The 12,952-nt window shown below is 57.3% G+C and carries 13 protein-coding genes; 4 read left to right on the top strand and 9 right to left on the bottom strand.

What is annotated here, in order from left to right; translation table 11 throughout:
* Positions 1–16 precede the first annotated feature (16 nt).
* From HG264_RS05795 to HG264_RS05760, 8 genes are all read right to left on the bottom strand, one after another.
* Positions 17–502: an SgcJ/EcaC family oxidoreductase gene (locus HG264_RS05795; protein ID WP_169406765.1), complete on the bottom strand. Its 486-nt coding sequence runs from the start codon at positions 500–502 to the stop codon at positions 17–19.
* A 181-nt stretch (positions 503–683) separates the two neighbouring features.
* The gene (locus HG264_RS05790) at positions 684–986 is read right to left on the bottom strand and encodes a hypothetical protein (protein WP_169406764.1); all 303 of its coding nucleotides are present in this window, start codon (positions 984–986) and stop codon (positions 684–686) included.
* A 61-nt stretch (positions 987–1,047) separates the two neighbouring features.
* Complete coding sequence (locus HG264_RS05785) at positions 1,048–1,368, bottom strand: DUF2845 domain-containing protein (protein WP_169406763.1); 321 nt, start codon at positions 1,366–1,368, stop codon at positions 1,048–1,050.
* 29 nt (positions 1,369–1,397) lie between these two features.
* Positions 1,398–1,898, bottom strand: a complete 501-nt coding sequence (locus HG264_RS05780) for a pilin (RefSeq protein WP_169406762.1) — start codon at positions 1,896–1,898, stop codon at positions 1,398–1,400.
* Positions 1,895–2,740: a hypothetical protein gene (locus HG264_RS05775; protein WP_169406761.1), complete on the bottom strand. Its 846-nt coding sequence runs from the start codon at positions 2,738–2,740 to the stop codon at positions 1,895–1,897. Before HG264_RS05775 ends, HG264_RS05780 begins: the two co-directional genes overlap by 4 nt.
* Positions 2,741–2,967: 227 nt before the next feature.
* Positions 2,968–3,186 (bottom strand): YgdI/YgdR family lipoprotein, encoded by a 219-nt coding sequence (locus HG264_RS05770; RefSeq protein WP_169406760.1) that lies wholly within the window; start codon positions 3,184–3,186, stop codon positions 2,968–2,970.
* Positions 3,187–3,354: 168 nt separating this feature from the next.
* Positions 3,355–5,949 carry a bifunctional aconitate hydratase 2/2-methylisocitrate dehydratase gene (gene acnB / locus HG264_RS05765; protein ID WP_169409022.1) on the bottom strand — a complete coding sequence of 865 codons (2,595 nt, stop codon included), beginning with the start codon at positions 5,947–5,949 and terminating at the stop codon, positions 3,355–3,357.
* Between the two features lie 338 nt (positions 5,950–6,287).
* Positions 6,288–7,148 carry a universal stress protein gene (locus HG264_RS05760; protein WP_169406759.1) on the bottom strand — a complete coding sequence of 287 codons (861 nt, stop codon included), beginning with the start codon at positions 7,146–7,148 and terminating at the stop codon, positions 6,288–6,290.
* A 317-nt stretch (positions 7,149–7,465) separates the two neighbouring features.
* On the opposite strand from HG264_RS05760, the gene HG264_RS05755 reads away from it, so the two are divergent.
* The 3 genes from HG264_RS05755 (at position 7,466) to HG264_RS05745 (ending at position 10,577) form a co-directional block, all read left to right on the top strand.
* On the top strand, positions 7,466–8,065 hold the full coding sequence (locus HG264_RS05755; protein WP_169406758.1) for a tRNA-(ms[2]io[6]A)-hydroxylase: 600 nt from the start codon (positions 7,466–7,468) through the stop codon (positions 8,063–8,065).
* 86 nt (positions 8,066–8,151) lie between these two features.
* Complete coding sequence (locus tag HG264_RS05750; protein WP_169406757.1) at positions 8,152–8,991, top strand: ABC transporter substrate-binding protein; 840 nt, start codon at positions 8,152–8,154, stop codon at positions 8,989–8,991.
* A gap of 131 nt (positions 8,992–9,122) precedes the next feature.
* Entirely contained in the window at positions 9,123–10,577 is a 1,455-nt protein-coding gene (locus HG264_RS05745; RefSeq protein ID WP_169406756.1) for a PLP-dependent aminotransferase family protein, read from the top strand.
* Between the two features lie 41 nt (positions 10,578–10,618).
* On the opposite strand, the gene HG264_RS05740 is transcribed toward HG264_RS05745, so the two are convergent.
* Positions 10,619–11,560, bottom strand: coding sequence for a LysR family transcriptional regulator (locus HG264_RS05740; protein ID WP_169406755.1), 942 nt, complete (start codon positions 11,558–11,560; stop codon positions 10,619–10,621).
* Between the two features lie 172 nt (positions 11,561–11,732).
* Between HG264_RS05740 and HG264_RS05735 the strand changes: the two genes are divergently transcribed.
* The gene (locus HG264_RS05735) at positions 11,733–12,941 is read left to right on the top strand and encodes an acyl-CoA dehydrogenase (protein WP_169406754.1); all 1,209 of its coding nucleotides are present in this window, start codon (positions 11,733–11,735) and stop codon (positions 12,939–12,941) included.
* The last annotated feature ends 11 nt before the right edge of the window (positions 12,942–12,952 follow it).

Genomic DNA, 12,952 nt, shown 5'->3' with positions numbered 1-12,952 from the left:
CTTGCCCCGCTGATTGTTACTCGGGCATTTTCGAGGAATGGTGGCTGGTGATCAGCCATTGCGATCCGTTCCAGCGGTAGGTGAAACTGTAGCGGCCGCGCACTACGGCCCCGGTACTGGCGAAGGCGAAACTGTAAAGACCCGCATCAACTGCCATGTTGCAGCCAATCTCGATACTACTGAGATCAATCGAGCCACTCGGACGGTCCTGCATGAAGTGCTCAAAATAGTCGGCTTTTTCCGCTGCGGCAAGGCGGGGCTGATTGGAGACTGTCGGTAGCAGTATGGAGTCGCTGGCATAAAGATTGACAACCCGCTGTGGATCGCCGGTCTGCAAGGCGGCATTCCAATCCTGGAACAGCGCAGCAATTTCGGCTTTGGTTGTCGCTTTACACGTCTCGGTCCGTTCGTGCGAGATCGGGCCGGCATTCGGTGTCATGTCCTGGTTTGCACACCCGGCAAGGAAGGCAAAGGCAACGGCGGACATCAGGGCTGGCTTCATTCGGTACTCCACTGAAGGAATGAATACGGGGGTAGGGGTAACGTGCGGAGTCCGGTTCCGTTAAATTTCCTGCCGGGATCTTAGCAGAAGCTGGTGCAGGAGGCCTCTGTTTCAGGCCTTTCAGAGGAAAGCGGGCAGTTGGGCGGCCGGTGTCAGCGCACCGGCCGATAATTGCCTGGGCCTAGAGAACTTCTACCTTGATCGCGCCGGCGCCCAGACCGAGCTCGGTCAGGCAGCGCTGTTCGACTTCCGACATACCGCCATCGTTCAGCTCACAGGGAATCATGATCAGCGTGGGCTTGCGCTTGAGAAAACCGAATGCGCCTATTTTTTCCAGTCCGTCCTTCAGGCATTCTTCAGCCGGTTTGAACGTACCGACCAGTAAACGTTTGGTCGAGTAGGGGGTGGCAGGCCTGACGGTCATATTTTCTCCCTCGGATATCAACTCCATTCGGTCGCGGTAGATGTTCACTTCGATATGCATGGGGGTTTACCTCCCTGTTATCTGGGTTGTTGTTTTCAAGTGCTGCCGGGTTGGTTCCGGTTCAATTACTTATCCGCTCACCACGCTCAATGCTTGTAACAGCGCCCTGTTCGAACTGCACATGGATCATGAACCTGCCTGGCCCCGGGATGTAGGTCCACTCTTCGACGGTGATGCAAGCCTGTTTTTTTCGTTTGATGATGGCAGGCTCGCGGCAATGGGAATCGCGGATCGCCGGCTCTCCGCATTTGTGCAAGACTGTGGCTTTTGAATCCTTGGCGCTGACGATTCCCTGATCGCATCTGAAGGACTGCGCCTGCGCATTCCCCGCGGCCCATAACAGCGGGACACACAAGGCGAGTGAAAGATGTCTTTTAATCATGGGTTGGTCCGTTTGCAGGCCATAGCTAATCACGAGGCTGGTGATTGCGCTGTTGCACGACAGGCAGCGGGCAGAAATTGGCTGTCCAGATCAGTATTGTTCAGCCCGATCGCTTCCATGCCGGTGACCGGAGTGTCGTAGCCACACAGCCAGCTGATCGGGCTTGCCGGACTGCCTCTGACCACCGCCGGCCTGAACGTGAGCGTCTTGCCTTGCAGGGGCCGGGAGGCCTTGTTGCCCAGGGTTACGTGCAACGCGCCACCGTTTACCGTTACTCCGGTGATTCGATTGCCTATCAGCATTGCCGGTGCGGGCAGCCCGGCCGCTGCGTTGTCTGCGGGAAATTCAAGGTGTTCGACATAGTAGTTGTTGATGTTCTGTCGAACGGTGGAGGCCATACTTAGCGCTTCGGTCACTTCGCTACGCTGGATATATACCTGATAGGAGGGCAGCGCCATCGACGCGAGAATGCCGATTATAGATACCACCACCATCAGCTCGATAAGAGTGAATCCCTTCATGTGGTTCATATGGCTTCTCCCAGAATAAAGATCGGCGAGTAAATGCTGGCAACGAAAAAGAAGATAGCTGCGATGATCAGCAATGACACGGCTACCGAAAGCGCACGCATCTGCTTTTCACAGGATGTGGTCAACTGCATGCCAATCTCGCGGATCAGGTCCTGAATCTCCCGCGACACGTCCATGCCGGATGCGGCCAAACCGGTCAGGTGAGCGGTCAGACTGGATTGCTGTGCGGGCTGGTAGTCGCAGCAGCTGGAAGCCGGAAAGGCAGCAACTTCGAGAATACTGGCATAGGCGCGCCGGGCCGGGGCCGGTGTAAGCAAGCGGTAGCTCAGACTCTGCTGAAGCCCGGGCTGATAGCGAAACAGCGCGCGCAACCGATAGCCGGTAGCCAGCACGCCAAGCAGCAACACGAATATCAGCAGCGAAAAGATCATCCAGTTCGCTTGATAAACGGCGGGTGCGGAGTGGGTCGAAGCGGACATGCTTTGCATCATGCCGAGAAATGCCGGCGCGACTTTCAGTTGATACAGGGAGCTGGTAACGAAAAACACGAAGGTCACGTAACCCAGGTAAACCATAACCCGCTTGAACTGCAGTGGTTCGCTCAGGGCGTCGCTAAAATCGGCCTGGCCATAGGTCTGTAATGCGGTGTGCGCCAGGCGGGGGTCGGCTTGCTTGAGTTCCTGCAACAAGCGGTAGGGCAATGTGTCGGTGGTTTTTGCAGCGCCGTAGAGCCGGGCGCCGTCATCATTTTCGGCGCGCTCAATGCATTCTTTGAGATTGTCGCCTGGGTTGTACAGGTTGTGGCTGCGTCTGCAGATGTAATGAAACCTGCGCCATTCCATTGATGCCTTCCTTGTCCAAGAGCCGTTTCGCCAGTGTTCGCCGCTGGTATATAAGCCGTGTCCGGCCATGGTGCCAGTCTGGAGAGTGAAACTGAATCGAACATGCACCGTTTTGTTGCGCTACGTCACAATCTGAGGATGTGGAGCAGGTCGATAAACGGGAGGGACGGGGGAAGTGTGAGAAGAGAATGGAAATCGAAAGGCCGGACAGGCGTCCGGCCCGTATTCTAGCGTTCCTTGATTTCGCTTACTTCGGACTGCGGAATCTGGTTGTAACGTCCATCCTTGTCCTGGTATTCGATCAAGCCGGTGTCCTCATCGATCTCCGGCTTGTTCTCGGATTCGATCAGGCGCCCATCATGTGTGCTGATGATGTGCTCGTTTGCGCAGCCAGCCAGAGTCAGCAGGCCGAAAGCGCAGAGAACGGCGAAAAGCCCTTTCTTCATGGAGTATTCCTCGGGTAAATGATTACAGGCATCAGACCCGGGCGCAGGGGCAACGTTCCGTTTCGTCGCACTTGTCGTCAACAGCGGTGTTGAGTTGTGCGCCGGATCAAATTGCTTTCCGTAAACGAAAAAACCCCGCCGGAGCGGGGTTTTTATCGTGCTTGGTGCTTAGACCTGAGCGACCGGAATGGACGCTGCGGCCTTCTGGTACGACGCGATTTCGTTGAAGTTCATGTAGCGATAGATATCGCTGGCCATGCTGTTGATTTGCGCAGCATAGCCCATGTATTCCTCAACGCTCGGCAGACGACCCAGGATAGCAGCAACCGAAGCCAGTTCGGCAGAAGCCAGGAATACGTCAGCACCATCACCCAGACGGTTCGGGAAGTTCCGTGTGGAGGTGGAGACCGCAGTAGACTTGGCTGCGATACGTGCCTGGTTACCCATGCACAGCGAGCAGCCGGGCATCTCCATGCGTGCGCCAGCCTTGCCGTAGATGCCGTAATAGCCTTCTTCGGTGAGCTGGAACTGATCCATCTTGGTCGGCGGAGCCAGCCACAGACGGGTCGGCAGGGTGTCCTTGTTTTTCTCCAGCAGCTTGCCGGCGGCACGGAAGTGACCGATGTTGGTCATGCAGGAACCGATGAAGACTTCATCGATCTTCTGACCAGCCACTTCAGACAGCAGACGCGCATCGTCCGGATCGTTAGGTGCACACAGGATCGGCTCCTTGACGTCGGCCAGATCGATTTCGATCACGGCGGCGTACTCGGCGTCAGCATCTGCCTTCATCAGTTGCGGATCAGCCAGCCATGCTTCCATGGCCTGGGCACGACGCTCCAGGGTACGGGCATCCTCATAACCGTTGGCAATCATCCAGCGCAGCAGGACGATGTTGGACTTCAGGTATTCGGCAATCGACTCTTCGCTCAGCTTGATGGTACAGCCAGCAGCGGAACGCTCGGCCGATGCGTCAGACAGCTCGAACGCCTGCTCGGTAGTCAGGTTGTCCAGACCTTCGATTTCGAGAATGCGGCCAGAGAAGACGTTCTTCTTGCCCTTTTTCTCGACGGTCAGGTGACCTTCCTGGATAGCGTAGTAGGGGATCGCATGGACCAGATCGCGCAGAGTGATACCGGGCTGCATTTCGCCCTTGAAGCGCACCAGTACGGATTCAGGCATGTCCAGCGGCATCACACCGGTAGCCGCGGCGAAGGCAACCAGGCCGGAACCGGCAGGGAACGAGATACCCATCGGGAAACGCGTGTGCGAATCGCCACCGGTACCGACGGTATCAGGCAGCAGCATGCGGTTCAGCCAGCTGTGAATGATGCCGTCACCCGGACGCAGTGCAACACCGCCACGGTTATGGATGAAGTCAGGCAGCGTGTGGTGAGTGGTGACGTCGATCGGCTTCGGATAGGCTGCGGTGTGGCAGAACGACTGCATAACCAGATCAGCCGAGAAGCCCAGGCAAGCCAGGTCTTTCAGCTCGTCACGGGTCATCGGGCCAGTGGTGTCCTGGGAGCCGACAGTGGTCATCTTCGGTTCGCAATAGGTGCCGGGGCGAACGCCTTCAACACCACATGCCTTGCCGACCATCTTCTGCGCCAGGGTGAAGCCCTTGGTGCTTTCAGCTGGCTGCTCAGGCTTGCGGAACAGGTCGGAGTGACCCAGACCCAGTTCGGCGCGGGCCTTCTCGGTCAGGCCACGGCCGATGATCAGCGGGATACGGCCGCCGGCGCGTACTTCGTCCAGCAGAACCTGGGTTTTCAGCTCGAAGGTAGTGATGACTTCGTCTGTGCCGTGCTTGCAGACCTTGCCTTCATATACATACACATCGATGACGTCGCCGGTGTTCATGTCGGATACGTCGAACTCGATCGGCAGGGCGCCTGCGTCTTCCATGGTGTTATAGAAGATCGGAGCGATCTTGTTACCGAAGCAGAAGCCGCCGGCACGCTTGTTCGGCACATAGGGAACGTCGTCACCGAAGAACCACAGCACCGAGTTGGTAGCTGACTTACGCGAAGAACCGGTACCCACCACGTCACCCACATAGGCAACCGGGAAGCCCTTGGACTTCACTTCTTCAATCATTTTCAGCGGGCCAACGACACCAGGCTCGTCGGGCACAATGCCGTCTCGGGCCATTTTCAGCATAGCCAGCGCGTGCAGCGGAATGTCCGGACGTGACCAGGCATCAGGGGCAGGCGACAGGTCGTCGGTATTGGTTTCGCCAGGCACCTTGAAGACGCTCAGGCTGACCTTGTCGGCAACAGCGGGGCGGTTGGTGAACCACTCGGCATCGGCCCAGGACTGCAGAACCGCTTTGGCGTGTTCGTTGCCCTGCTTGGCGCGGTCGGCAACATCGTGGAAGGCATCGAACATCAGCAGGGTGTGCTTGAGTTCCTTGGCAGCAGCGGCTGCCAGCTCCTCGTTGTCGAGCAGCTCGACCAGCGTCGCGATGTTGTAGCCGCCCTGCATGGTGCCAAGCAGCTCAACGGCGCGCAGTTTGGTCAGCAGTGGAGAGGTGGTTTCGCCTTTGGCAACGGCGGACAGGAAGCCGGCCTTGACGTAGGCGGCTTCATCGACCCCTGGAGGTACGCGATTGGTCAGCAGGTCGAGCAGGAATTCTTCTTCACCAGCGGGCGGGTTCTTCAGTAGATCAACCAGGCCAGCGGTTTGTTCGGCGTTAAGCGGCTGAGGCACGATGCCTTGGGCGGCGCGCTCTTCAACATGTTTGCGATAGGCTTCAAGCACAGTTATTACCCTCATCAGTCTGTTCCGTTTGTAACGGAACGGTCATCCTCACGGACCATGACGCCGGATCTGAGGTTGGGTGCAAGCGCAGGCCCGGTCTGGTGGGGGCAACCTGGTAACTGGGTTGGCAGATACTATCTGGTTGCGGGCAAACGCCTGTCACACTCCCTAACGGCGCGCCGATTCTACAGTAAGCCCTGGCTAAAGTTAAGCTGCCGTGCGGGTAGACCTTGGGATGAGTAGCCTTTGATCAAGCGGGCGAGACTCTGGTCGAGCGGATGTGATTAAAGGGTGATGACGGGATTGAAGGGCAGGGTCCGCAGACCCTGCCGCTCAGCTTACTTCTCCAGCAGATTCTCCAGATGGGTCAGCATGTCTTCAGGCTTGAGGACCAGCACATCGCTATGCAGCTGATCGAGTACCACTTCGGCCGTGTTGCCGATCAACGCTCCGGAAATGCCCTTGCGTGCTACGGTGCCGATCACGGTCACGCTGGCGCCGAGCTGCTTGGCCATTCTTGGAATCAAGCTATCGGCCGGACCTTCGTCAATGTGTAGCTGGGACGGATCCAAGCCGTACTGGTTGACGTACTTGGCGGCCTCTTCGGTGTACTGCTGCGCGATATCCTCGCGAAGCTGATACACCGGGTTGGCGGCTGACAACATCGGTGCCGGATGCGCGCTGGTCAGGTGTACCTCACCATTGATCATCTCCGCGATATCAACGGCATGGCTGACGATGGTGTCATGCAATACATGGTGCTGATCGTCATGATTACCCAGGTCGACCGCGGCCAGAACCTTGCCGTTCATCCAGGAGTCACCGCTCTTGACCATCAGAACCGGCGCCGGGCAATAGCGCAGCAGCTTCCAGTCATCCGGCGTCAACAGGGCTTTCTTGAGCGCGCTGTCGGGCAAATGCTGTTTGATGACCAGCCCGCATCCCTCGCGACGCTGCACCTGAACGACGGTGTCAGTCATGCTGTTGTGCCAGCACTGTGTGTGGGAGACAGACAGACCTTCGTTGCGAAGCTCGGTACTGAGCGCTTCAAGCAGCGAGGTATAATCCTGTCGGTTTTCGCATACCAGTAGATGTAATTCGGCCTCGATCACACCGGCAATCAACTTACCCCGGGTAAGTGCGAGGTGTTCTGTCTGGCTCGGATCGATGACAACCAGAATACGTTTAATGGCTTGCATGATGCTCCCTGTTTTCCCAAGCATATCGCTGTTCAGAAATTTGCTGGAACCTTTAGAACCTGGCCTGCCGCGACCAACGTTTCAAGCATAATCCTTTTATAACATCCTATCCGGGCCGAAGCCCGCCAGGCATATGCCTTCGACATGGTGTGCAGGCCTGGCCGTTGAGTTTCCAGCGCCTTTCTGGTTGTTGTTCATTTCAATGTAGTCTGTTTTAAACGAAACGGCGTTGATTTGTATCAACGTAGCGTTGGTACCTCCGACTATGCTGCCCGTATAATTCGCAAATCAGCATCTGATCACAATTAAGAGTTTTCATGACCCTTCCGGAAGAATTAGTGGCGTTCCTGCCATGCCCGACACCCGCCGCATGGATCGACCAGGCCCTCGACCATCCCGAGGAGCTTTTGATCGATCATGCCAATTGCGAGAAGAAAGCTGCTTCCACTGCCTTGAATCTGATGTTTCGCTATATCGACAAGCCTGAGCTGTTGCAGAAGATGTCGCGGCTGGCCCGGGAGGAGTTGCGCCACTTCGAGCAGGTGACAGCCTTGATGGCCAAGCGGGGCGTTACCTATCGCGGCTTGTCGGCCAGCCAGTACGCCCAGCGCTTGCGCGCCCATGTGCGTACCACCGAACCGGGGCGTCTGATCGACACGCTGATCATCGGTGCTTATATAGAAGCGCGGTCATGCGAGCGCTTCGCCTGTCTGGCACCTCATCTGGATGACGAGCTGGCAGATTTTTATCGCTCGCTGCTGAAGTCCGAGGCCCGCCATTATCAGGATTACCTGACCCTGGCCCGCCAGTATGCTGAGGGTCCCATCGATGAGCGTGTCGCGTTTTTTGCCGATATCGAAGCTCAAGCAGTTGTGCAGCCCGATACTGAGTTTCGCTTTCATAGCGGAGCGGTCTAGAGCCTGTTGCCGTTTCATCGCGGCCGCGATGAAACGGCAATAGACCCTAGGGTATGAGGGCGACCACGAGACTCAAAGGAGACAACATGAAACGATGGGCGAAATCTTCCCTGGCAGCGGTAATGCTGCTCGGCACAAGCCATGTGTACTCCGCGGAGGGTGCGTGCGAGCGTATCGTGGTGACCGGAAATCCCCAGTATCCGCCGGTTCTCTGGGTTGATCCCGCAGACGAAGACAAACTGATCGGCGCTGGCGTCGAGCTGTTGGAGCTGGCGCTTGAGGGTACCGGCATAGAGGTCGAGGTGATGAACACCGGGCCCTGGTCGCGGGCTCAGGAAGAAGCGCGTAGTGGTCGCGTAGACATGCTGGCCGGCGCATTTCTCACGCCCGAGCGGCTGGCGTTCATGGATTATGTTTATCCGTCCTATGTGGAAATCCCCAGCGTTCTGTTTGTGCGCAGGGGGCAGGCGTTTCCGTACGGTGGTTGGGATGATCTGCAGAGCAAGCGCGGCAGTACGCTAGTCAATAACAGCTTCGGTTCGGCTTTCGATACCTATGCAAAAAATCATCTTGAAATCCAACAGGTTCCTTCGGCCGAGCAGTCCTTTCGGCTGCTCCTGAGTGACCGTGTGGATTATGTCGTCTACGAGCGATACCAGGGGCTCGCGGTGGCGGAGAAACTGGGCATTACCGATGAACTGGACGTGCTGGAAGGCTCGCTGATCAACGAAAACCTCTACTACACCGTCTCGCATAATTCCGCCTGCAATTCTCCTGCGCTTCGCTCGGCCCTGGCGCTGGGGATGCACAGGGTCGTTAACCAGGGCGAACCGCGGCGTCTGCTGGAAAAATATCGAAATCAATGGGCCAGCCAGTTCATGCCTGAAACGACCGAGGGCGAGCCGGGAACTGAACCGAGCGAATGACACAATGCAGCTTTCTCGGCCGCAGTCAGAACCATAACAGAATGCGGGAATGATACCCTGTAGCGGTTGAACACATGGCCGGTGATAGCAGTGGCTGCGCTGGTCTGATAACTGCGTCGGGGAGACGGCCCATGTCTGTACCTTTGTATCAACGTATAGCGCAGCAGCTCGCTGAAGACATCGTCAAAGGGTTCTATCAGCCTGGCGAGCGCGTGCCCTCGGTACGCAAGCTCAGTATGCAGAAGGGTGTAAGTCACGCCACGGTGCTTCAAGCCTACGCTACCCTTGAAGATCAAGAGCTTATCCGGGCACGCCCGCAGTCCGGATACTACGTGCACCGTTCTCCGGCGCTTACTGCGCCCACCCCCGAGATGTCCGTAGTCGAGGCGCCACATGCGGTGACCCGCAGCGGTATCATTGCCGAAATCCTCCGACAGTCACGCCGGCCCGGGGTGATCCCGCTTGGCGCCGCCGTACCCTGCAGCGAATACCTACCGTTGCGTGCCTTGCATCAGCAAGTTAGCAAGGTGACTCGTTTTCACAGCCAGCGCGCATTCGACTATTCCTTCAGCCCGGGGTACGAGCCCCTGCGCCGGCAGGTAGCCATGCGCATGCGTGATGCGGGCGCTGTGGTCGATCCTGCGCAGGTGGTGATCACAAACGGATGTGTCGAAGCCTTGCAGCTGTGCCTGCGTACCATCACCAGGCCGGGGGATCTGATTGCCAGCGAATCGCCGAGCTATTACGGGTTGGTGCAACTGTGTGAACTGCTCGGCTTGAAGGTGGTTGAGATTCCCACCGACCCCGAGTCGGGCCTGAGCCTTGAAAGACTGGAGGAGGCTGCCCAGCGTTGGCCGATCAAGGCGCTGGTGCTTACCAGTCGCGCCGGCAACCCGATGGGCGCAACCATGCCCGAACACCGCCAACGGGCGCTGGTGGAGATGATGTCACGGCACGACATCCGCATTATCGAGGATGACGTGTATGGCGAGCTGATGTTCGATCAAGGTCAATCGCGGGCACTTAAAGCCTTCGATCGCGCCGACACCGTCATGTACTGCTCGAGTTTCTCCAAGACCATTTCGCCCGGTTTGAGAACGGGCTGGGTGATCGCTGGCCCGCAGCAGGACGCGATAGAAAGGTTGCAGACATTCACGACACTGTCTGCCTGCAGCGTCAGTCAGATGGCGGTATCGGCTTATCTGGAAAATGGGGGGTACGACCGCCATCTGCGCCACGTGCGTCAGGCGTACCGCAAGAATCTGAGCTGCTTTCAGTTGGCGGTTCAGCAGTATTTCCCGGCCGGCACCCAGATCTCGCGGCCGAAGGGCGGCTTCATCCTCTGGTTGAGTATGCCGGCACAGGTGGATGCACGGATGCTATTCAATCAGGCTCTGGAGCAGAACATCAGCATTGCGCCCGGATTGGTTTTCAGTAATACCGATCAGTTCAACCATTGCCTGCGTCTGAACTGTGGCATTCCCTGGAATCAAGAGACCGAGCGGGCGGTGGAGACGCTCGGCAGGCTCGCTGCGAAGCAACTTGCCCATCAGCGTTCGGGGGCAGGGGAGGCAATGGCCTGTTAAGAAGCATGCCGCCCCGGATGTCGCGATGTTCTGTTAAGGGTTTAGCGGGTTGCTAGTTCTTCACGTTCTTTCGAGTCTCTTCTCTCAAGTTGCTGACTTAGCTCGATAATCTGTTCTCTCATCCATCGGTTTGCAGGATCCTGATCGGTGCTTTCGTGCCAGAACAGATGACTTTCGATCGCCGGCACATCGTTGATTGGTAGTGCTGTCCAGAACAGATCATGACGACGCGCAAAGCGCTCGGAAACGGTCATGACCATATCGGTGGACTCAAGGACCAGGGGTGCCATCTGGTAATGCTGCGAACGCAGTACCACGCGCCGTTGCAATCCCATCTTGCCGAGCGCGAGGTCGACATGACCGAGACCGTTGCGGCGGCTTGAGATGTGAATATGTGACTGCGCAAGATAGTCGTCGAGGGTCAGCTTCGCCTTGCTGGCCAGTGCGTGTCCTTTGCGCATGACACACACGTAGCGGTCTTCGAACAGTTTGACGTGGCGAACCTGGGTATCGGTATTCAGCGGCGCATCAATGGCGAAATCCAACCGCCCGGCGGCCAGTTCCTTGGTTGTCTCGCGGCGCTTGGTCAGGAAGCTGTCGATATTGACGTTAGGGGCGAGCCGGCAGATACGGGATGCAAGATGCGGCAGAATCACCGCTTCCGACAGGTCGGTCATGCTGATGCGGAAGGTCTTGGTCGCCTGGTCGGGGTTGAAGCTCCGGCTTTCCTGAACCGATACACGTAGCAACTGCAGCGCATGACGAACCGGGGTGATGATGTTCTGCGCCATCGGTGTGGGCACCATGCCCTGAGCGGTGCGCACGAACAGCGGATCATTGAAGGTTTCACGAAGCCGGGCCAGCGCGTTGCTCACCGCGGGCTGAGTGATGCCGACGATCTGACCTGCGCGGGTCAGGTTGGCTTCGGTGTAAATGGCGTCAAATACAATGAACAGATTCAGATCAACTTTACCGAGGTTCATCGCGTTTAATCCTTTCGTCGGTATGCCTCGAAACCGAGACACGAGTTCTTGTGATATTCGCAAGAGTATATATTGATTATATGAATGTTAATACACGCCGGAAATGCCTTCGATAAATTCGCATTTCTCATCTAGCATCGTCTTGTCATTAACAGCACACAGGCGAAGAGCTATGGATTTCGGATATTCCCCCAAGGTCAAGGAACTGCGTGAGCGCGTAGACGCCTTTATGCAGGAACATGTTTTCCCGGCTGAATCGGTCTTCCATCAGCAGGTCAACGAAGGCGACCGCTGGCAGCCGACCGCCATCGTTGAAGAACTGAAAAAGAAGGCAAGGGCCGAAGGATTGTGGAACCTCTTTCTTCCAGAGTCCGAGCTCGGCGCGGGCCTGACCAATCTCGAGTACGCTCCGCTGGCTGAGCTGATGGGGCGTTCCGGGCTGGCTTCCGAGGCGTTCAACTGCAGTGCGCCGGATACCGGCAACATGGAAACCATCGTGCGCTACGGCAGTGAAGAGCATAAGGAAAAATGGCTCAAGTCTCTGCTCGAAGGCGAAATCCGCTCCTGTTTCGGCATGACCGAGCCGGGTGTAGCATCATCCGATGCAACCAACATGCAGGCCAATGCTCACCGCGAAGGTGATGAGTGGGTTATCAACGGCCGCAAGTGGTGGACGTCGGGTGCCTGTGATCCGCGCTGCAAGATCATGATCTTCATGGGGCTGACCAATCCGGATGCGCCGCGTCACCAGCAGCATTCAATGATCCTGGTGCCGATGGACACCCCCGGCGTGAAAGTCATTCGTCCTTTGCCTGTGTTTGGCTATGACGATGCACCGCATGGCCATGCGGAAGTGATTCTGGATAACGTGCGGGTGCCCTACAGCAACGTGCTGCTTGGTGAGGGCCGGGGTTTCGAGATCGCCCAGGGGCGGCTCGGACCAGGGCGGATTCACCATTGCATGCGTTCGATCGGCGCTGCCGAGCGCGCATTGGAGCTGATGTGTCGCCGTTCTGTTGAGCGCGAGGCCTTCGGCAAGCGTCTGGCGCAACTGGGTGGCAATATCGACCTGATCGCTGAGTCGCGCATCGAGATCAATCAGGCTCGCCTGCTGACCCTGAATGCGGCTTACATGATGGACACCGTAGGAAACAAGGTCGCAAAGAGTGAGATTGCCCAGATCAAGGTTGTAGCGCCAAACGTTGCGTTACGCGTGATAGACCGGGCAATTCAGATGCACGGTGGCGCTGGCGTTTCCGAAGATACGCCGTTGGCCCATATGTACGCCATGCAGCGGACACTGCGCCTGGCTGATGGTCCGGACGAAGTGCATCGTGCGTCCATTGGTAAGCTGGAGCTGGGCAAATACATGGCTCGTTAATCCCGCTTGAT

Source organism: Pseudomonas sp. gcc21 (genome assembly GCF_012844345.1).
In the GTDB taxonomy this organism is placed as follows: domain Bacteria; phylum Pseudomonadota; class Gammaproteobacteria; order Pseudomonadales; family Pseudomonadaceae; genus Halopseudomonas.
The sequence above is the reverse complement of the archived record's forward strand: the minus strand, read 5'-3'. Positions and strand labels throughout refer to the sequence as shown.